The organism is Pseudomonadota bacterium (genome assembly GCA_013285465.1).
In the GTDB taxonomy this organism is placed as follows: Bacteria; Pseudomonadota; Alphaproteobacteria; order Micavibrionales; family CSBR16-224; genus CSBR16-224.
The window spans coordinates 904,760-925,845 of record CP053449.1 but is presented as its reverse complement, the minus strand read 5'-3'; the positions used below and the strand labels follow the sequence as shown (position 1 = coordinate 925,845).

The 21,086-nt window shown below is 52.5% G+C and carries 19 protein-coding genes and 1 tRNA gene; 12 read left to right on the top strand and 8 right to left on the bottom strand.

From position 1 onward, the window contains the following. Window positions 1–7: 7 nt before the first annotated feature. From HND56_04550 to HND56_04535, 4 genes are all read right to left on the bottom strand, one after another. Entirely contained in the window at window positions 8–1,270 is a 1,263-nt protein-coding gene (locus HND56_04550) for a hypothetical protein (GenBank protein QKK05004.1), read from the bottom strand. Window positions 1,271–1,291: 21 nt separating this feature from the next. Then, window positions 1,292–2,572, bottom strand: a complete 1,281-nt coding sequence (locus tag HND56_04545; protein ID QKK05003.1) for a hypothetical protein — start codon at window positions 2,570–2,572, stop codon at window positions 1,292–1,294. Window positions 2,573–2,687: 115 nt separating this feature from the next. After that, window positions 2,688–4,103 carry a hypothetical protein gene (locus HND56_04540; protein ID QKK05002.1) on the bottom strand — a complete coding sequence of 472 codons (1,416 nt, stop codon included), beginning with the start codon at window positions 4,101–4,103 and terminating at the stop codon, window positions 2,688–2,690. 43 nt (window positions 4,104–4,146) lie between these two features. Then, window positions 4,147–5,304 carry a hypothetical protein gene (locus HND56_04535; GenBank protein ID QKK05001.1) on the bottom strand — a complete coding sequence of 386 codons (1,158 nt, stop codon included), beginning with the start codon at window positions 5,302–5,304 and terminating at the stop codon, window positions 4,147–4,149. A 510-nt stretch (window positions 5,305–5,814) separates the two neighbouring features. On the opposite strand from HND56_04535, the gene gltA reads away from it, so the two are divergent. After that, on the top strand, window positions 5,815–7,125 hold the full coding sequence (gene gltA / locus HND56_04530; GenBank protein QKK05000.1) for a citrate (Si)-synthase: 1,311 nt from the start codon (window positions 5,815–5,817) through the stop codon (window positions 7,123–7,125). Between the two features lie 16 nt (window positions 7,126–7,141). Here the strand turns inward: gltA and HND56_04525 are convergent, their stop codons facing one another. After that, on the bottom strand, window positions 7,142–8,296 hold the full coding sequence (locus HND56_04525) for a cysteine desulfurase (GenBank protein ID QKK04999.1): 1,155 nt from the start codon (window positions 8,294–8,296) through the stop codon (window positions 7,142–7,144). A gap of 319 nt (window positions 8,297–8,615) precedes the next feature. Between HND56_04525 and HND56_04520 the strand changes: the two genes are divergently transcribed. The 5 genes from HND56_04520 (at window position 8,616) to HND56_04500 (ending at window position 12,322) form a co-directional block, all read left to right on the top strand. After that, window positions 8,616–9,275, top strand: a complete 660-nt coding sequence (locus HND56_04520; protein QKK04998.1) for an alpha/beta hydrolase — start codon at window positions 8,616–8,618, stop codon at window positions 9,273–9,275. A 135-nt stretch (window positions 9,276–9,410) separates the two neighbouring features. Beyond that, window positions 9,411–10,067, top strand: coding sequence for a 2,3-bisphosphoglycerate-dependent phosphoglycerate mutase (locus tag HND56_04515; protein QKK04997.1), 657 nt, complete (start codon window positions 9,411–9,413; stop codon window positions 10,065–10,067). Window positions 10,068–10,094: 27 nt separating this feature from the next. Continuing rightward, the gene (locus tag HND56_04510) at window positions 10,095–10,718 is read left to right on the top strand and encodes a 2,3-bisphosphoglycerate-dependent phosphoglycerate mutase (GenBank protein ID QKK04996.1); all 624 of its coding nucleotides are present in this window, start codon (window positions 10,095–10,097) and stop codon (window positions 10,716–10,718) included. Window positions 10,719–10,768: 50 nt separating this feature from the next. After that, window positions 10,769–11,401, top strand: coding sequence for a hypothetical protein (locus tag HND56_04505; protein QKK04995.1), 633 nt, complete (start codon window positions 10,769–10,771; stop codon window positions 11,399–11,401). 9 nt (window positions 11,402–11,410) lie between these two features. After that, the gene (locus HND56_04500) at window positions 11,411–12,322 is read left to right on the top strand and encodes a hydroxymethylglutaryl-CoA lyase (protein ID QKK04994.1); all 912 of its coding nucleotides are present in this window, start codon (window positions 11,411–11,413) and stop codon (window positions 12,320–12,322) included. 3 nt (window positions 12,323–12,325) lie between these two features. Here HND56_04500 and HND56_04495 read toward each other — a convergent pair whose 3' ends face one another. The 3 genes from HND56_04495 to HND56_04485 all read right to left on the bottom strand — a co-directional run bounded on the left by HND56_04495 (window position 12,326) and on the right by HND56_04485 (window position 15,122). Further along, window positions 12,326–12,919, bottom strand: a complete 594-nt coding sequence (locus HND56_04495) for a hypothetical protein (protein QKK04993.1) — start codon at window positions 12,917–12,919, stop codon at window positions 12,326–12,328. An 81-nt stretch (window positions 12,920–13,000) separates the two neighbouring features. Continuing rightward, window positions 13,001–14,296 carry a murein transglycosylase A gene (locus HND56_04490; GenBank protein QKK04992.1) on the bottom strand — a complete coding sequence of 432 codons (1,296 nt, stop codon included), beginning with the start codon at window positions 14,294–14,296 and terminating at the stop codon, window positions 13,001–13,003. A gap of 100 nt (window positions 14,297–14,396) precedes the next feature. Continuing rightward, window positions 14,397–15,122 carry a Tim44 domain-containing protein gene (locus HND56_04485; protein QKK04991.1) on the bottom strand — a complete coding sequence of 242 codons (726 nt, stop codon included), beginning with the start codon at window positions 15,120–15,122 and terminating at the stop codon, window positions 14,397–14,399. A gap of 119 nt (window positions 15,123–15,241) precedes the next feature. Here HND56_04485 and HND56_04480 point away from each other — a divergent pair, with 119 nt between their 5' ends. The 6 genes from HND56_04480 to HND56_04455 all read left to right on the top strand — a co-directional run bounded on the left by HND56_04480 (window position 15,242) and on the right by HND56_04455 (window position 21,041). Further along, window positions 15,242–15,739: an FxsA family protein gene (locus HND56_04480; GenBank protein ID QKK04990.1), complete on the top strand. Its 498-nt coding sequence runs from the start codon at window positions 15,242–15,244 to the stop codon at window positions 15,737–15,739. 86 nt (window positions 15,740–15,825) lie between these two features. Further along, window positions 15,826–16,365, top strand: coding sequence for a protein-export chaperone SecB (gene secB / locus HND56_04475; GenBank protein ID QKK04989.1), 540 nt, complete (start codon window positions 15,826–15,828; stop codon window positions 16,363–16,365). Window positions 16,366–16,528: 163 nt separating this feature from the next. Further along, the gene (locus HND56_04470) at window positions 16,529–17,329 is read left to right on the top strand and encodes a hypothetical protein (GenBank protein ID QKK04988.1); all 801 of its coding nucleotides are present in this window, start codon (window positions 16,529–16,531) and stop codon (window positions 17,327–17,329) included. 130 nt (window positions 17,330–17,459) lie between these two features. Beyond that, window positions 17,460–19,505, top strand: coding sequence for a lytic transglycosylase domain-containing protein (locus HND56_04465; protein ID QKK04987.1), 2,046 nt, complete (start codon window positions 17,460–17,462; stop codon window positions 19,503–19,505). A 68-nt stretch (window positions 19,506–19,573) separates the two neighbouring features. Then, window positions 19,574–19,649: transfer RNA gene (locus tag HND56_04460), tRNA-Ala, on the top strand. A gap of 720 nt (window positions 19,650–20,369) precedes the next feature. Next, complete coding sequence (locus HND56_04455; GenBank protein QKK04986.1) at window positions 20,370–21,041, top strand: hypothetical protein; 672 nt, start codon at window positions 20,370–20,372, stop codon at window positions 21,039–21,041. Window positions 21,042–21,086: the final 45 nt, after the last annotated feature.

Below are 21,086 nucleotides of genomic sequence, written 5' to 3'. Positions count from 1 at the left end.
CGGTGAATTAACGCCCTGACCGCAAAGTCGGATCATCTGACGGCGCGTCTTGTTCAACCTCATGGCCAAGTTCCGCAGACAACAGAGCCAAGCGGCGCTCATTAATCTTTTTAATACGCACCCATGTACGTAATTGCTGTTCTTTCATATCTACCATCTGGCGCAACAATGTTTCGGGATCCGTCACCGTCGTATCAAAGAAGACCTGCGATAACAGTCTTTCGCGCTGCGTTTCCGCCAGTTCTTTCATACTGGGATTGGTGGACACATGCGCAGCAGGAATGCCTGCGCCCGTACGTGTTGCCGCTGCCTCCAGATTCGTCGGACCGGCAACGCCTGCCGCCGCCTCTTCAGCAGCCAGATACCGCAACAGCGATTTCCGCGCCATCAGCGGACGGCGTTTATAAGCAAATTCCCGTTGTGTCTGCGCCGTGTTCTGCACAGCGGCCGGCGTCAGCGGCGGCGTGTAGGGTGCGACAAAGTTATCCACCGCACGCATCTGGGCGGCGCGCTCAGCCGGAGAATCAAGATTATGCGTCATCGTCACGCCGCGTGATCTTTCGGTAATCATAATATTCGCCAAAGGCAATGCTCCCGGTGCGGCACAACCTGCCTGCCCGGCGGCGCAGAATTCCGTCTGCATTTCCGTCATCAACGCACTTAACTCAGTATCCGGCCCCTCTGCGGAAATTGAGCCGACATTCGCACCATGACGCTCAATACCCTGCTTATTGGTCGCATCCGCCGTTGCGCGCACCAGATGCTCGGTTTCAGGCAATGTTGCCTTAACACCCTCCGCCTGACAGCTGTTATCGCTGGGGCGGAAACGCCTGTGTGCTTCAAGCTCCAGCTCCTGATACAAAGCAACTGTGTCGGACTGGTTTGTCGCGTCAATAAATGAACCGATACTGCGGGTTTGTTCAACTTCCGCAGTATTCAGCTGTTTTGTCTGTTCCTGCAAGGCCGGTAAATAACGCGACCAGAATTCCGCGAATTCCTCCCGCGTATTTTGGTCAAACTCCATAAAACGTGTCACAACTTCAAACTGGGCATTTAGCCAGTTAAGATTCATAAAGCTGCTCATCTGATCCAGAAAAGTCTGAACGAATTCCCGCACTTTGTTAATCAGCTGCACAATAGGAGCCCAGGCCGATCCCGAGTTATCACAACAGGCTTCGGCAGGTCTGCTGAAGCTGACAATCGCCAGAGAAAAGACCGCCAAAAACATTGCGCCGAAAAATAAGCTTTTACAGTTTAATAATGTTTTCATTCTCTACCTTCTCTCCCTCATTTACCGGCGGCTGGTATTCGGCCGCACAGTCGCGTCGAGGTTTTGCCCTAAACGTGCTGATGTCGTTAAGCCCATACGCTCCATTTTGCGCATCATATCCTGCAATTCGACCGTTTGTTGCGTGTAAATATCAATCTGTTTTTGAATGGCTGTGTGCGGAGAATCATCCAGTTCCGTAATATAACGCGGCGACCACATATGCTGCAGGCGGGTACTTTTAATTTCCTGATAGCTGACGCGCGCATCCGGCGCTCTTTCCTCGGCCGGACGGCCATTTGCGACCTGCATCGCCTCGACTTCAAGCGCTTCGGCGGCCGAGCTGCGCTCCCCCACCACATCACTGACAGCGCCGGCAAAAGTATTTAAACGTGCTTGATACTTACGCCGCTTCAGAACCATCTCCCGCCCTTGCGATGTATTGAAAGCTTCCTGATCAATACTGGGCAGAACCTGCGAACCGACCAGCAGCCGCTGGGCAACCTGAACATCCTGACGTCTGTTTTGATCGTTCAAATCAATCGTATCCGCCCCGAAAATCGATTTGGCGACATTATACTGGTCACGCGCCCGCACTGACGGCGCCCCCGCCGGCATTAAACCGCCATTGAAGTTCGGATCATAGTAATTGTTCATATATTCCTGAAATTCCGCATTCAGCACGGCATCAGGGCCTTGCGCCGCGATTGTTCCGCCCATCGCCATTCCGCCGAGCCCCAATCCGCTTTCATATAATTCACTTTCCATTGCCACTTTCGTTGCACCTGCAGAGATCTGCGCATTTAACTGCAAGGGGTTGATCGTATCGGCAACACAGATTTCTTCTGACGGTCTATAGCGTCTCATTGCGTCGATTTCTCTGTCCTGCAATTCCCTTTGTGTCCGCGTCTGCAATGCGGCGTTCAAGAATTCACCCCACATACGGCTTTTATCCAGATCCGCCGTATTCAGCTGTTTCGTCATGTCTTGCATGCCCGGCAGCCATTCCGCCCATAGATCAGCCCAGGCTTGGCGGTTCTGCTCGTCAAGATCATCAAGTTCACCGCAATCCGTACCGGAGGTATAACAATTCATACCGCCATCCGTGCCGCCGCCGCTAATACCGAAAGTCCCCAAGATTGAACTGATGAAACTGTTAAGAGTGCTGCTGATCAGCGTGTTCAATGCCTGCATCGCAGCCTCCTGCAAGGCGACCATAAGCCCCTGATGCGCAAGCAGCTCGAACATTGTTTCACAGGTCTGTGCCTGCGCCTTGCGCGGCGCGACCGTCACGGTTGCCGTCATGACACAAAAACCGCAAAAGACAGCAAATAAAAAGGCGGGAAGGCCTTTTCTTTTTGATGAGACTGCTTTTTGCTTTTGTTCCATTTCTTTAACCTCGCTTGAATGCCTCTTGCGCTTAGGGTCGTGCCGATGGCGCACTGCTGGCGCCGCTAGGCTGTGATGCCGCATGCGAATCCAGCATCAAAGATGTGTCAACGGCCAGTGTCAGCGCCACACGTTCCAAAAGTTCAAAATAATCTCTGAGCTGCATAAGGTAAATCGAGGAGACGATATACCGTTCGCGCTCAAGGTTTAGCGTATCTACCGTCATCTCGGCACCATAAGTTCCCGAAGACGGTTTATAGCGCGTCAAAGCGTGCATGATTTCGCTGTAGCTGGGATTATCGGACACAGGCAGGGAAGAGCCGGTACGGTCATTAAATTCCTGCATCCATAACGACATATCACTTCCCTCGGCACGCCAGCCTACCGACAACAGCGCCGGGCTACTTGCTGCAGCACGTTTCGCGATACGCGCACGGCTTGCCAGATAGCGCCGCTGACCGCGCAGACTATCCATTTCTTGCGCCGTCATACCTTGCACCACATCAATACCGGCGATATTTTCAACAACCTGTTCCGTTGCCGCCAATGCATTCGGCGACTGTTTCACGGGAATGGTCAGGCTTTCCAGCACCGTCTGCGTGGGTTTGATATCCGCATCAACCGCATCGTAACCGGATGGCGAAGGCGGGCAATCCGCCCCGAAGACGGTTCCTGCATAGGTGGCATCATTACAGAAATTGTTAGCCAGCCTGTCCCAACGCGCCTGCGTTACAGTCGCAGAGCCGCCGGCCCCCAGAGAACCGGCCGTCCCCAGGCCGACATTATTTCTTTCATCTTCGATACCCCAGCGCACGGCACGCGTAAATGCGTGTGCACGCCCCATACCCCCGGCCTGCGTCATTGCCATACAGACATGTTCACTGGGGCGGGCATCCTGATTGGCCTTTAATTCTTTTGTTTCCAGACTTTTCAGCTTGGTATTCAAACCGTCAGCAGACCAGAAAGAGCCGATTTGGCGCGTCTGATCCATGCGCGACGTATGCATCTGCGCCATCATATTCGCAAGGGCGGGGCGTAAATCATAGTTATAGAACTGATCCCACCATGTCTCCATATTTTCTTCCAAACCCTGCCCACGATTCAAAATACCGCCGGTAAGATTATTGATCTGGTCGTTAATCAGATTTTCAAGCTGGTCAAAGACAAGACTGGTGATATATTCCTTGGCCTGTTCGATAATGGTCGTCGTCACCTGCGTCATACCCGCAAATACACAGGCACAGCACGGCATCCAGTAAGGACAGATCGACGGCGCAGGCGGTGTTTGCGCATAGGATAAATTCTGGGAAACATTATAGGAGCGCATCACATAAGGCGTTGCGATTAAAAACAGCGACAATATGATCGCAGCAATACCGGAAAGCGCCGCACGTTTCACGCGGCCGTCACCGGCTTTCTCCTTGCGCTCTTCTTTTTTGTCTGCCATCTCCTCTCCTTCACAACCTGCAATAAACCCGTCTTAAATTCCTTTAGTTGGACCCGCCGAGCGTTTTCATACTGTCCGCTACGCCGCGGTTTTTGTTTTTCAGCTCACGCGCACCCTGCACCCCCTGTATCACGGCGCTGTAATCCATCAGATCCGATGTTTCCGCCATGCCGAAGGTCAATTGGTAAATTCCCATCGTCGCCAGATATCTGTCAACATTCTCAGGCTCTTCCGATGCTAGCCGGCTTTGCAAATCCTCTGCGGTACTCTCCAGAATGGCGCGTTCAATTTCACACCAGCTCGGGTTATCGCTCATCACCAAAGGATCAACCCCCGCACGTCCGCGGTGAGCCTGCAATACTGCGGGATCCATCTGACTTCCCGGCACAATACAGGAAACAACGCGGTACATGCCCGCATAGGCAAGCTGCTGCTGCGCGAGATATTCCTGCGCTCCCATAAAGCTGCCAATCCCTTGTGACGTATCCAGCGTTTGCGGATTAACCGGCTCAATCGGTCGCAGTCCCGCCACATTACGGACAAAATCATCCAGATTCTGTTTTAACTGCGGATCCGTCACATCATAAGTATCCGTGAACATATTTGCCGCATTGATATCTTCATCCGGAAAGATTCCCGGACCACCGGCACAAATGCCGTTACCGTTATTGATCGCATTATTGTGATAGCGTGTACAATAATTCGCCACAACCGCAGCCTGATAAACGTCCAGCCCCTGCGCCGCCGGTGTCGGGTTACCCGTACCGTCATCGGCGCTTGCCTCCATATCATGCACCTTTTCAATCGGTGCCGCACGGGCATAGCCTTTTTTAATGGAATTCATTCTTTGCAGCGCACCGGTCATCGTTGCCGCCTCGCATTGCAGTTCACTCGGGCGGTTTTCCCTGTGGGCGCGAAGTTCATCCGCCTCCAATGCGCGTTTTGTTTCGGTCAATTGCTGGGCGCTAAGGAAAGAGCCGTAAGCACGCGAACTGTCGGTCGTCATCGTATGCAACTGTGCTGTCTGACTGGCCAGACCGGGCCTTAAATCATAAGCCCAGAACGTGTCCATATATTCGCCGAAATTCGCACCGAACATACTGAAAATATCGGACATTGCATCCGTCACACTGGTCATCAAGCTGCTAAGCAGCGAGTTCAACGCCGATTTCGCCGCATTAATGGCAATCTGGGAGACCATGCTCCAAACTGTTGAAATTGAGAAACCCGCACCCGCGCCGGGGGCCGTGCAAGGAACCTGTGCATAAGCTTTATTCGGAACGCCGAATATTAAAACACAGCACAAGAAGGCAAGCGTAAAAGCCCGCCTTATAATATCCCCCGTCTTGTTTACATACCGCATTGCGCCTACCATACTGGCTTTTGCCTTCAGCTTTCTAAAAACGACAAAGCAATCCCTTTGCCAAGAATCTTATACCAACGGGACTGAATTTTCAAAAAACTTCCTTCTTTCAGTATAGCACATTAAAAACGCATGTGTAAAAAAAATTGACGACATAATCCCTTACACCTCTCTTTTCAAACGTAAAATTCTTCCCCGCGGGATTGGCAATGTTGCGGTGCAGCATTTTTATATTGCGCCGCAATATAATCTCCTTGTATAATGTAAATTGGAAATGTATGTTCTGTGAAGATTGTGAGAAGTTGCCACAACTCTCCCTCATAAGAATAATAAACGGAGTGCGAAAAAATGAACAATGTCTCAAAAATAGAAGCACAAAAAGCGGTTTTAACCCTTCCTAACGGGCAAACGCATGAATTTCCCATCCTGCAGGGCTCCACAGGCCCCGATGTTCTCGATATCCGCAAACTCTATGCCGAGACCGGCTATTTCACCTATGATCCGGGCTATACGTCGACAGCCAGCTGTGAATCCGGCCTGACTTTTATCGACGGCGAACAGGGCGTTTTGTCGCATCGCGGCTATGCCATTGAAGAACTTGCGGAAAAAAGCACATATCTGGAAGTCTGCTATTTGCTGCTTTACGGCGAATTGCCGACACAGGCGCAATTTGATGAATTTGATAGCCATATCACGAATCACAGCCTGGTACATGAGCAGTTATTGTATTTTTACCGCGGCTTCCGCCGTGACGCGCATCCGATGTCGATTATGGTCGGCGTTGTCGGCGCATTATCCGCCTTCTATCACGACTCGCTTGATATTGACGATCCCGTCCAGCGCCGTCTGGCGGCTTACCGTCTGATTGCGAAACTGCCGACACTGGCGGCAATGGCGTATAAATACTCGCTGGGGCATCCTTTCGTTTATCCGAAAAACGAAATGAGCTATGCCGAGAATTTCCTGAATATGACTTTCTCGCTGCCGACGGAGCCTTATGAAGTCAATCCGGTTCTGGCCCGCGCCATGGACCGCATCCTGATTCTGCATGCCGATCACGAGCAGAACGCCTCGACATCAACCGTACGTCTGGCAGGCTCCTCCCGCGCCAACCCGTTTGCCTGTGTGGCCTCCGGTATCGCCTCGCTTTGGGGACCGGCGCATGGCGGTGCAAATGAAGCCGTTTTGACAATGCTGAACCAGATCGGCACCGCCGACCGTATTCCCGAATTCATCGCCCGCGCCAAGGATAAGGACGATCCGTTCCGCCTGATGGGCTTTGGTCACCGCGTTTACAAAAACTATGACCCGCGTGCGCAAGTCATGCGCGAGACCTGCCACGAAGTTCTGGCAGAACTGGGTATCACGCAGGAGCCGCTGCTGGATCTGGCCATGCAGCTTGAGAAGATCGCGCTGGAAGACCCCTATTTCGTTGACCGCAAGCTGTTCCCGAATGTCGATTTCTATTCCGGTATCATCCTGAAGGCAATGGGCTTCCCGACTTCCATGTTTACGGTTCTGTTCGCCATGTCACGCACGGCGGGCTGGATTGCGCAATGGAAAGAAATGATTCAGGAGCCGACACAAAAAATCGGTCGCCCGCGTCAGCTGTATATCGGCCCGACGGCACGTTCTTACGTTCCGATGGACGAGCGTTGATCTAAAACAGATTTTTCTACAGACTATTCAACCGTGCGCCGGCTTCATCCTGCGCACGGTTTTTCATACGGGTATAGATTTTCTGCCATGCTGCGAGAAAGCCTGCGACATCTTCCGGCTTGCTGGCCCAGCCCATACTGACGCGCAGACTGCTTGCCTGTTCTTCCGGCGTGGCCTGCATGGCTTCCAGCACGGTTGATTTACGTGTCGAGCCGCTGGAACAGGCGGTCCCCGCCGTTACGGCAATGCCTTCCAGATCAAAAGCGATCATCAGCGGCTGCGATTCCAGACCGGGTGTCGAGAAAAAGCTGGTATTGGGCGCACGCGGCGCAGATTTGCCGAAAATAACGACCTCCGGACTCATACGCAGGATTTCCGCCTCCAGATGGTCGCGCAATACGGCGAGCTTCTGATATTCCGCGACATTTGCCGCCGCCTCCTCCGCCGCCGCGCCGAAAGCCGCGATACCGGCGGAATTTTCCGTGCCCGCACGGCGGGATTTTTCCTGTTTGCCGCCGCGAAACAGCGGGTCAAGGGTGAAACCGTCACGCAACACAATCGCGCCCACACCCTGCGGTCCGCCGACTTTATGTGCGGACAATGTCAGGGCATCGGCATCCAGCGCCGTCAGATCTACGGGAATACGCCCCAGCGCCTGCGCCGCATCGGTATGAAAGAATGCACCATATTGACGCGCCAGTGCCGCGACCTCAGTCACCGGCTGGATGACGCCGCTTTCATTATTGACCAGCATGACGGAGACCATAATGCCGCCGCCCTTTTCTGTGCAGGTTTTCAGCAGTTCTTCCAGCTTGTCCAGACGGATCAGCCCGTCGCGTGATGCCGGAAAGGTCAGAATATTGTCACAGGCTTTTTTGACCGAAGGATGCTCGATATCCGAGACGATGACATGCCGCACATCCTTGCAGCCGTTCAGCACGGTGATATTCGCCTCGGTCGCGCCGGAGGTGAAGATGACATATTCCGCCGTGCCGCCGACCGCCGCCGCAACCTGTTCCCGCGCTTTTTCGATATGCGCCCGCAATATGCGACCGTTTTTATGAATGGCGGACGGATTTGCCGTGACCTGCAACAGCTCCGTCATCAGCGCCAATGCTTTGGGACGCATCGGCGTGCTGGCATTGTGATCCAGATAAATTTGATTTTTCATATGTTTAACGCCCTTATATACCACCGTTTTTTATGCGTGATTTGCAAGAATCACTTGCCCGTCACAGGGCAAAACGTAAAAACAAAGATACCAATATTTCTTTAGAATTTCAATAGGATAATGCATGTTTTCGCAGAAATTCCTTGCTTTCTTGCATTCATTTATGTATAGTAAGGCCGCGCCTGAAGGTAAGGAAATTTCGCAATTATATCGTCCAGAGAAAGATAATTGCAGATTATGTAAATTACCGTTAAGCGACGGCCAAAAGATATTTTTTTAATGAAAGACAGACCAGTCAAGAATTTACGGGAGGTCATATATGCCTGAAGTTATTTTCAACGGTCCTGCGGGGCGTCTTGAAGGACGTTACAAACACAGCCCGCTGCCGAATGCCCCTATCGCACTTATCCTGCACCCCAACCCCGAACAGGGCGGAACCATGAACAACCGTATGACTTATACGATGTTCCAGATGTTTGCCGCACGGGGCTTTTCGACATTGCGCTTTAATTTCCGCGGCGTCGGACGTTCGCAGGGAGAATTCGGACAGGGGCTTGGCGAGCTGAGCGATGCCGCCGCCGCACTGGACTGGATTCAGGGCTTGAACAAAAACGCCTCTTCCGTATGGGTCTCCGGTTTTTCATTCGGTGCCTGGATTGCCATGCAGCTTTTGATGCGCCGCCCCGAGATCGACAGCTATATCGCCGTATCGCCGCCGGCCAATATTTATGACTTCAACTTCCTTGCCCCCTGCCCCAATGAAGGGCTGATCGTGCAAGGGGATGCCGACCGTGTCGTGACGCTGGAATCCGTTGACGCTCTTGTCGAAAAACTGCGCGAACAGCGCGGCCAAGACGGCGTGGATTACCGTGTTGTATCGGAAGCGGATCACTTCTTCCAGAACCAGACGGAACTTGTGATGAACCATATCAATTCCTATATCGACAAAACCATGTCGGCACAGGAAGCCGCGGCGTAAAACACGCCTGACAGAATTGAACGAAGCGCCCCTGCACATGTTGACAGGGGCGCTCGTGTTTTTATAGACAGGCGGCGCTGCAATCCCTATTCTTATCTTGTTTGAAAAAATGAAACCCCTTCTTGGAGGATGACGATGAACTATCTCGTATTGATGCGCCACGGACAGAGCGCCTGGAACCTTGAAAACCGTTTTACCGGCTTTACCGATGTCGGTCTGACCGATATGGGCCGCAAAGAAGCCGAACGCGCCGGAAAACATCTGGAAAAAATCCGTTTTGACCGCATCTTTTGCTCGACCTTGAGCCGTGCGATTACCACGGCGGAAATTTCGCTTGCCGCCAGCGGTCAAAGCAATGCCCATCTGGCCGCCAATGGCAGTTTTGCCATGACCTGCCATGACGATCTGCGCGAACGCGATTACGGCGATTTGACCGGATTAAACAAGGATGAAACCCGCGAAAAATACGGCGCGGACCAAGTGCATATCTGGCGGCGCAGCTATGATACCCCGCCGCCCGGCGGTGAAAGTCTGAAGGATGTTGTCGCCCGCGTTCAGCCTTATTACGAAGAGCATATGAAGCCCGAAATTGATGCCGGTAAAAACGTATTGCTGGCCGCCCATGGCAATACGCTGCGCGCCATGCTGATTGTGCTGGGAATCAAAACGCCGGACAACATTAACGAGATGGAAGTGCCGACAGGCATTCCGCTGATCATCGCATTCGAGAACGGAAAAATGCAGTCATGGCACCTTTTGGACGACAACGCCCCCGCACAGAATTCCGCCTAACGATTAAGTGACCGAAAGATAAGAAAAATGCCGAAACTGGTCATCTTCCGTCACGGCGAGACCGAATGGAATGAACGCGGTCTTTTAACCGGGCGCGCCGATATTGATCTGACCCAGCTGGGACGCGAGCAAGCCTTTGACGCAGGCCGCATGATGCGCCATATCCGTTTTGACCGCGCCTATAGTTCGACCTTAAGCCGTGCGATTACCTCCCTGCATCTGGCGCTGGATGCCAGCGCCCCCATCAATGACCATCTGAAAGACCCGAGCGGCAACTGGCTGTTCCATGCCAAAGAGGATTTGCAGGAACGCGATATCGGCAAATTTTCCGGCCAGCCCAATACCGGGCAGGTTTTCCGTTTCTGGCCGAAAAGCTATGAGGAAAGAATCCGCGGCGGCGAGAGTACCAAAGACATGGTTGAACGCGTCGAAGCACTATACCGCAGAGAAATCCGTCCCGCCATTTTAGACGGCGAGAATGTGCTGGTCGTCGCCCATGCCGGTGTACTGATCGCCTTTAAGGTCATTTTAGGTTATCTGACCACCGAACAGGCACCGCAACCAAAGGAGCGCGTTCCCAATGCCGTCCCCTGGGTCATCGAGTTCGATGCGGAAGGCCGCAACCTGAATGATTACCTGATACAGACTTGACTTTCCGCCCCGCGAAATGTTAGTTTTCATATGAATACAAGAGGAAAAATATGACGCAGGACATCGCGCCGCAAAACAGCTTTATCAGTTCCGTTTTTTACGGAGATGAGGAGGCCGTCAAAAAGCTTTTGACGGAGCATAAGGGCGAAATTGATGTCAATTGCGATCTGTTTGATTACACACCGCTGATTTTCTCCTCCTATCAGGAAAACACCGCTATAGTCCGCATGCTTCTGGATGCCGGCGCCAATCCCGATCTGGAAGACAAGGAGGGCAGCACGGCTTTGCGCTGGGCGGCGCGTAACGGCAGCGAGAAAGCGTTGAAGATATTACTGGATGCCGGTGCCGATCCCAATCTTGCCGATAAAGAAGATAAAATGACCGCGCTGCATTACGCCGTTTTTGCCCGCAGTGCCGAGAGTGTTGCCGCCTTGATGAAGGCAGGCGCCGACCCGACGCGGGAGAACATCCACGGTGAAAGCCCGCTGAACTATGCCTATAAGCTGGGTATGAAAGATATCGTGATCCAGTTTCAGGATTTCGTCGCAGAAAAAAAATTGAAAGAAATGGAAGAACAGCAATCGCTGAGCGCCGCTATGCGCAAGGCGCAAATGGAGCGTCAGGCCAATCTGCGCCGCTATTGCCGTAACGCCCCGCCGCACAACAACCGCCCGCAACCTTAAGAGCCCGCCATGTTCGACAATCTGCCCGCCAAAGTCAAAATCGTTGAGGTCGGCGTCCGTGACGGATTGCAGAATGAAAAACAGCCGATTGATCTGGCCACAAAGCTGCAGCTGGTGCATATGCTGGAGGATGCAGGGCTATCCGTGATTGAAAGCGGTGCTTTCGTCTCGCCGAAATGGGTGCCGCAGATGGCCGATACCGGTGAATTGCTGCGCATGCTGACGCCCAAACCCGGCGTATCTTATCCCGTTCTTGTTCCGAATATGAAGGGTCTTGAAGCCGCACTGGAATACGGTGTGAAGGAAATTGCCATTTTCGGCGCCGCCTCCGAAAGTTTCAGCCAAAAGAATATCAATTGCACGATTGCCGAAAGCCTTGAACGCTTTCAGCCTGTCTGCGCGGCAGCGGCGGATGCGGGTATTAAAATCCGCGGCTATGTCTCCTGCGTACTCGGCTGCCCCTATGAGGGCGCAGTTACCCCTGATGCCGTGCGCGCTGTTGCGGCAAAGCTGTATGAGATGGGTTGTTACGAGATTTCGCTGGGCGATACCATCGGTACCGGCACGCCTGTTAAAACCGCAAAAATGCTGGACGCCGTCATGCAGGATATTCCGCATGAGAAACTGGCGGCGCATTTCCATGATACTTACGGGCAGGCGCTGGCCAATCTGCTGGTTGCGCTGGAAAGCGGTGTTGCCGTGATTGACAGCGCCGTTGCCGGACTGGGCGGCTGCCCCTATGCCAGCGGTGCCAGCGGCAATGTCGCCAGTGAGGATGTCGTCTATATGCTGGACGGGATGGGAATTGAAACCGGTATTGATCTTGGCAAGCTGCACAAGGCCGGAGAATTTATTTCCAAAGCGCTGGGGCGCAGCCCCGCCTCCAAAACAGCGCAGGCGCTTGCTGCGAAAGCGTTATAATCATCAGTGTTTATAAATCGGGTTTTTCGGTTTGTTGCGCGCTGCGGCACGGAAACCGCTGAGACCGTTCATGCACAGCAAAATCCAGAGCGGGAAAATCACGAAATCATAAACGCCGCCGACGATTTTCTCATCCGTGCTTTTGTCATTATTGTAATCGGCCAGCTGCTTCATATCGTCCGTGCCGACTTCGGCGCGGGATTCGCGCAGATCGCCGATATTGCCGATATCATAATCCAGCACGCGTTCCGTATGTGTGTAAGTTTTTTCAAATTCACGCATCATGTCATAGGTCTGTTTTTCAGAGAGGTCTTCGGCCTGAAACAGATTCTCCAGATAGCTGCGCTGGCGATCCTGATCTTCCGGTGCCTCGGCCAGTAACGCGAATTGCTGCTGCAATTGCTGCTGCACAACGGCGGTTTGTTCGGTCGTTTGCTGATCCAGATCGGCTTTTAGAACGGATTCGGTAATGGACGTCCCTATCATCACCGTGCAGAAGGCACCGATAAACATGACAGGATGTTTCACGATTGCGTTTGCCGCGCCGTGTTTGGCCTTGGAAAATTTATATTTCAGCTGCGTCTTGTCGATTTCCATCGCCTGCGGAATCCTTTCATAAAATGTCTTGAACACTTTATGAAATAACATAATTATAGCATTATGTCAATGCAATCCGGGCTAATCTTTGGCGGAGGCCATCAGGAAAGACGGGCGCGGAATTTTGGCCCAGAGCGTTTTGAAAAAGCCCTGCTCCCGCTTCTCCCAAGCCAGCGTGTCAGGGATTGTCACAAAGCGCGGCAGCAGCACCCAGTAACGTCCGCGGCTTTTCATGTGGCCGGCATTGTTTTCGGCCTCTGCGCCATAGCCCCAGAAAACATCACCGCGTACCGTGCCGCGGATCGCACCGCCGGTATCCTGCGCCACAACAAGGCGGCGAATACGTTTTTCCGAATCAAATACGCCATCCAGATCCAGCCAGACCGGCATGCCATAAGGGAAAATACGGCGATCCACCGCAAGGCTGCGGCCTTCCGTCAGCGCAACGCCTTCCGCTCCCAGCGGACCGTCCGCCCCTTCCAATTCGCGAAAAAAGATATAGGAGGCGTTTTTGTTCATCACCATCTCCGCCTCGTCCGGATGTGCGGCAAGGTAATCGCGGATGGCAGGCATTGTCACTTTTTCTTTCGGCAATGTGCCGTTTTCCACCAGATATTTGCCAATCGCGTAATAGACATGGCCGTTTTGTCCGGCATAGCCGACGCGCATTTCCGTGCCGTCTTCAAATTTCACCCGCCCCGATCCTTGTATATGCAGAAAAAACGCCTGCACCGGATCATCAACCCAAAGCAGGACTTCCCCCTTTTTCGCCAGCGCCCCTTTGCCGATTTCCGCGCGGTCGTGATAGGGGACAAGCCGTCCTTTTTCAACGCGCCCCGCAATATTCTGGCCCTTCAGCGTGGCACGAAAGGCACCGAGATTGACCTCGATCAAATCATCCGGCTTTTTATAGAGCGGCACATGATAACGGTCGGTTTTCTCCAGACTGCCATGCAGCAGCGGTTCGTAATATCCGGTAAAAAGCCCGTCGCTTTTTTCATTTTCCGCATCGCGTACCAGATAGGCGGTGAACCATTGTTCAAAAAAACGGCGTGCTGCCGCGCCTTCTGCGGGATCGATTGTCGCCGCGACATTGCAGACCGCCTGCCAGTCTTCATATGTTCCGGCGATGCCGCTGTCTTTCACCGGCTCTTTTATCCCGCTTTCCTTACGGGCCAGCCTTGCGCAGCTGCGCTGAAAGGCATGAAATGCCGCCTTGTGATCATCCTGCTGCCAGCCCGGCACATCAACCAGAAACTGGTACTCCAGTGCGGGAGACGGAATATCCGACGGACCGTCTTTCTTTTTCTCACCGTCAGCGGCACAAGCCGATAAGAGTGACAGGCAGAACATCAAAGCCGCAATTTTTTTCAACATGAGCAGAAAGCCCCCTCGCTGATGACCGTGAAATCTTTTCAGATCCCATCATAAAGCGGGCGGCTTTGAAAGTGTAGGATAAATGGAAAATACGCGAAGACTAACCCGCGCGGGTCTCGATCAGCATCCATGCCGGATCGACAGAGCGGATATCGCGGGCAAAGGTCCAGACATCGTGCATTTTTTTGACTTTTGCATCCGTTTTGCCTTTGACCTCTTTGCCTTTGGCATCGCGCAGAATCTGTTTTTCTTCGACCGCGTAATCAACCGTGATATAGGCCATGGTTCCGGCCAGACGCGCCGCAACAATCTGCATGGATTTGATATCCTTGACCGCGAGTTCGATCGACAAGCCGTCTTTTTCACGCTTGCGGATGGCCGTTTCGAAATCTTCAAACAGCTTCTGGCTCAGCAAGGGTTCAAGCGTTTCCAGATCGCCATCTGCATAAGCGTCCAGAATAACGTCAAAGGCGTATTGTGCGCCTTCGGCAAAATGATAGACATCAAATGAGGCGTCGGCGGAGGCGATCTCCGTCAGCGAGGCCAGCAATTCTTCATCTTTCGCAATCAGCCCGTCGGCAATAATGCTTGCCGTATCCAGCGGCGGCGTTTGCTCTTGCACAGGCTCGGAAGGTTGCTGCATTTCATCCTCTTCCGCACGGAATTCGTAGCTTTTTTCCCTTTCCTCTTCGGTATGCGCCTGAGAAGACGAGGCGAACGGGTTCGGCCGCTGCCGCTCGTCACCGTGGCGGGTGCCCAGCAAAGAACGCAGGCGGTGTACCAGAAAAGCCGCTACCAGCGCGAAGAGTACGATATCTAATGTCACTTGGGAAAAACTCCTTGTAGGTGTTTCCGTTGAGGTGCTACAACACTTTCTACAATACTACTATATAAAAATAAAGAATCCATGAAGATTACTAAAAATTCCTTAAAAGGAATATAAAAATGCCGTTTTTCGTTCTGATTGCCACTATTACCGTTATTGTAACGGAAATTGTCGTCTTTGTCGAAGTCTCCAAAGGGGTCGGCACATTAACCGCCATTCTGCTCTGCGTCCTGACCACCATGCTGGGCATGACCGTACTGCGGACGCAAAGCGGCAATACCGCCGCCGTCATCCGCGAACGGCTTGAAAAGAATGAATCCCTGCTGGAAGGCATTTATGACGGCTTTTTCATGCTGATGGCCGGGCTTTTGCTGCTGCTGCCGGGTTTTATCAGCGATGCTGCGGGGCTGCTGCTATTGCTGCCGCCGGTGCGCCATCTGCTTTATCCTGCCAACTCTGCCGGTGACGGGAAGCAGGATTCGCACAGAAAGGAAGGAACGCGGATTTTCTATACGGAAACGCGCAAGAAGTCGCGCCGTTCGGGTTCCACACAGCCGCCGCAAACAATTGATGCCGAATATAAGGACATTACCGAAGACAAGGGCGGAAAAGAATAAAGCGGTGGATATTTATGCCCTGCTGCGTTAGGATGGCGCGAATTTTCAAACAAAATGAGACGAAAAGATAAAATAAGGAGAGGCTTATGACCGACCAGACCCCCCAGAACACGCAACCCAATGGCGATGCCAATATGGCGCCGATTCAGATTTATGCACAATATATCAAAGACCTGTCTTTTGAAAACCCGAACAGCCCGGAAAGCCTGCTCAGCAACTGGGGCGCGCCGGAAACGCAGGTTCAGGTCAATATCCAGTACCGCCCGCTGAAAGACGCGCAGGACACGGAGAACGCCTTTGAAGTTGCGCTGATGTTCCGCATTGAAGCGCAAAACAAAGAACATAACAAAACCGCCTTTATTGTCGAGCTGGCTTATGCGGCGGCGCTTTCCGTTGCCCCGCATGTGCCGAAAGAGAATATCGAACCGATCCTGATGGTCGAAATTCCCAAACTGATGTTCCCCTTTGCGCGTGAAATCATCGCCAAAGCCTCCATTCAGGGCGGATACCCGCCGCTATATATCCAGCCGATCAATTTCGAGGCTGTTTATGTCCAGCGTTTGCAGCAGCAAAAGGCTGAAAGCGAGGCCGCAGGCGAAAACGGCAAACAGGGCGCACAGGCATAAGCCCCCGGCAAGGAATTACATAAAAGTTTTATTGACACGGTATATTTTTTCCATTATACCTTGGCATACTGTCGGAAATGACAAAGGCGATATGCGGAAAAAAATGGCAATTACAGCTGTTTCCCGCCATTCGTCAGTAATTTGAGAGAAGGAGAGTTTCACAATGGATTTTGACAAGATTAAAAAGTTTATCAAAGAAAATATCGGTGACATGACGCAAAAAGGCACCGAAAAAGGCAAACAAGCCGTTGCCAAAGCAGCCCGCACGGGTCTTGAGCAGCTGAAAAACGAAGTTTCAGGCGAAACCATCGAGCGTTTTGTGCAAAACACATACGCGCTGCTGGACAACCCGAAAATCGCGAAACAAATCAGCGATCTGGCCCGCAACGTCAATGGCGATAAAGTCGGCGAGATTCTTGAGCAGTTCACAGCCGGTTTCACGACCGAAGAACAGTCTCTGCAACTGGCACGCATGCTGAAACAACTCGACCAGGCCGGTCAGCTGGAAAGCTTGACGGACAAACTGGAAGACGGCGTTGACAAAATGGCCGGTCCGCAGCGTTTTGCGACAAAACTGCTGATGAAAGGCCTTGAGCCGGTTCTGAAAAATGTCAGCCAAATGGATGAAGAGCAACTGGCGCAGGAAATCCGCGACAGCTTCTCCGATCTGCCGACAAATGATGCCGGTGACATGATCGAAGCTCTGGCACGCAATGTTTCTCCGGAAGCCATCAAATCCCTGACGCACCAAGCAACAGGTAAACTGCCCGCGCCGAAAACGCTGGCTGACATTTTTGACGGTGTTCTGGATGCAGGCATCAAACATGTCGAGAAAAAACTGGCAAACGACAAAACCGCGCCGACAACCGATCTGAAAACGGAAGTCCGCGATGTTGTTGAAAAAGCTCTGAAAAGCGATAAAGCAAATAAGAGCAAATTCGGTAACGGCCCGAAACGGGGCTAATATATATTTAGACGCGGCTTTGCTGCGTTAAAGTTTGAAACAGGCAGTTTATGATAGTATTATCGTACTGCCTGTTTCTTTTTCTAAATCCAAGGAGTGCGCTGTTCTGCAAAGAGCGGCGATTCAACAGATGATGAAAACAACTGCCTTGCAAAAAGCCGCCGCGATTGCCGCATTCGTGCTTTTCCTCTCCGCCCCCGCCCATGCGGGTGACGGCGATACGAAGGGCGGTTTGTTCCAGAATTTCTGGTCGGCGATTGCGCCCCGCCCTGCCCCTGTCGCAGATAGCACGGACAAAACCGCAACCGTCGTGCCCGCACGCAAGCCGCAAAATGCCGCCGCCAAGCCTGATGACGGTCAGGGCGTGATCGTGCATGAACATGAAATCAGTTTTGCCGACATCTTTGAAACCGCCCCGCCTGCACAGAAACCGCTTCCCAAAGACCCGAAAACCCGCCTGTCAGACAGTGATAAAGAGCTGTACCGCAAGATTTTCAACCTGCAATCGCGCGGCGACTGGGATCAGGCGGATGCGCAGATTGCCGCTCTTGCCGATTTGCGTCTGCTGGGTTATCTGACCTATCAGCGTTATATGCATCCGCGCTATATCACGACGCGCGACGAGCTGGCGGGATGGCTTGACGCCTATGGGCATTATGCCGTTGCCGGTGATATTTACCGCCTTGCCAAACGTAAATTCGGCACGGACGGTTTCAAAAAACCGCAAAACAAAAAAACGCTGGCGCATCAGGTTATTGTCGACAGTGCCTATGCGACCCGCGCCTATAAAAGCACAAAAAGACGCAGCAACGCGCAGGAGCGCGATGTGCGCGATTTGCAACGGCAGATTTCTTCCCTACTGTCACGCGATGCGCCCAGCGCCGCCTTGAAAAAGCTGGAAAGCAGCCCGGCCAAAGCGCTGATGGATAATGCGGAATATGATATTTTGCAGGCCGATATCGCCGCCGCCTATTTTTATCTGCAGCTGTTTGACAAAGCCGCGCCGCTTGCCGTTGCGGCAGCCGAGCGCTCCGGTCGCAATGCGCCGATGGCGGGATGGATTGCCGGATTAACGGCATGGCTGGAGAAAGATTACGATGCCGCTACGGGATATTTTGCCCGCACGGCGGAATCGCAGCGCAGTTCCCGCGCGATGAAGGCGTCCTCCTCCTATTGGGCGGCACGTTCCGCTCTGCGGGCGGGCAATCCGCGCGTTTCCGCACTGTGGCTGAAATTATCCGCCCAGTATCCGCGCAGTTTTTACGGGCTGATCGCGCGGCAATCGCTGGGCGTGAAAAAATATCAATTCGACTGGTCGCTGCCTGTGCAGGATGAGGCCGCGCATGTGCTGCCGGTGCTGGACAGCGCCACAGGCCGCCGCGCCATTGCGCTGCTGGATGCCGGACAATCCGCGCTGGCCACTGAAGAGCTGCAAACCGTGCAATTGCAAAACAGCGGCAGCCAATTGAAAGAGGCGCTGTTCGTCTTGGCCAATCTTTATGATATGCCGGGATTGTCGATGCAGCTTGCCAGCTCGGTCAAGCGGGCGAATGGACAGCTTTACGATAATGCGCTGTATCCGCTGTCACCGTGGCAACCGGAGGGCGGTTTTAACATCTCCCCCGCATTGGCACATGCTTTTATCCGGCAGGAATCGCGTTTTCATCCGCATGTCGAAAGCCGTTCCGGTGCGCTGGGTCTGATGCAGTTGATGCCGAAAACCGCCAGCTATATCGCCAAGAAACCCGCCAGCTTTTTCTCCAAATCCGAAGGGCAGGATTTGCTGCTGGACCCCGTTTATAATTTGACGCTGGGACAGGATTACATCCAGCGGCTGACGGAATATTCGCAAGTCGGTGACAGTTTGCTGAAACTGGTGGCCTCCTATAATGCAGGGCCGGGTCGCCTTGCCCGCTGGCACGGCAATATGATGAAACTCTCCGGTTTCGGGGATGACCCGCTGTTATTCCTTGCCATGCTGCCCGCCGCGGAAACCCGCGTCTTTACCGAGCAGGTGATGGCAAATTACTGGATTTACAATCTGCGTCTGACCGGAAAAACACCGGAAAGCCTGCGCAGTATCGCGGCAGGGAAATGGCCGTCTTATGATGCCGACCGCCGCGTTGAACTGGCGCGGAATGAGCCGCAGCGCAAAGGCTGGCTGTTCTCCCGTTAAGGTGTATTTTTTGCTTGCCAGCGCCGTACGGTAACTGTAGATTGCCACTTGGAGATTCCCGCTATAACGGGGCTGTAGCTCAGCTGGGAGAGCGCTTGCATGGCATGCAAGAGGTCGTCGGTTCGATCCCGATCAGCTCCACCATGACCTAATAAAAAAGACCCTAAACGGGTCTTTTTTATTAGGTCATCACTGAAACCTTGCTGAAAATGAGTTGCTGAAAGAAACGAAATATATGCACTGCACGGAAATGTAGAGGAGGCCACAGAAAAAAATTAGATTGTTATTAAAAACTGATTTGAGATTATTGTTCTAATTCTGTTCAAATCATTGATATTAAATATAAAAAAAACTTTACCTTGACGTTATTTTCCATATGTGAGACAATTTTTTCATAGCTTATGGCTGGGGGTAACTGAGGTCTAACATATCATGGCAATATTAAACATTAAAAAACATAGATATTGGCCTACCGGTAATCATCTAATTAATACCGATGACGTAGCATCTACAACACGTATAAATGAATACTATACTGAGATTTCTTTAAATCAGGGACATCGGAAAACAGTTGTGGCAATGAATAAAATAGAGTTAGACAATTTGTTTAGTTCTGTGGCTTTACGTGAGGGAAAATATCAATCTACCGAAAAGTCGAAAAATAAATCAGCCTCCCCCAACGAGACTTCCACAAACAGCCCAAAAATGCGGAGAATTTACCGCAGAAGAATACCTGGAAATTAGCTATAAATAACACTTATTTTCAAACTGCCCACTGCCAATAATTATATTCCATTGACATATTTTGGCGATTTTTCTATTCTACCCCCGCACCCCATTCACAAAAGGACAACACACGCCGCCATGGCCGGACAGGATACTGAAAATCTGATTATGCTGCTCTATGACGAGGACTGGGATGGCGCGCAGGCGATGCTGGATGCGGGGCTGGATATTAATGACCGCGGTCATTCCGACCGCACCGCGCTGTCCGCAATGGCGGGATCAAAATGTCACAAGGCGATGAAATTCCTGTTGGACCGCAAGGCCGATCCGAATATTCACAGCAGTTTCGGCGGTTCCGCCATTCACTGGGCGATTTTGCACAGGGATGATGAGGGGCTGGAAATGCTGATGTCAGGCGGCGGTGACCCGAATTTGCGCAAGCCGAAAACAGGCGAAACGCCGCTGCTGCAAGCCATCCGCCACGGCAGCAAAAAGGCTGTCGAGATTATTCTGGAACATGGGGCTGACCCGAATTTAACCGACCGTGACGGCACGCCGCCCGTTCTGCTGGCGATGGAATACAATCGCGGCGGCATCGCCGGTGCGATGATGGGCAAAGGTGCGACATTGAAAAACTGGACGCAGCAGCAGATGGACCGCCTGCACGGCAGCAGTCAGCCGGGCGTGGTGGAAACGATTCTGCAAATCGACGAGATTATGCAGAAATGGCAAAATGAAAAACGCCAGAAAACCGGCAGTCATAAACAGGCCGCCATGCGCCGCTATCTCAATCGCGGCAGAAAACCCTAAAGAATAACAGAGAGCCGTTTCACGGCTCGCATATGGATTCCGGCT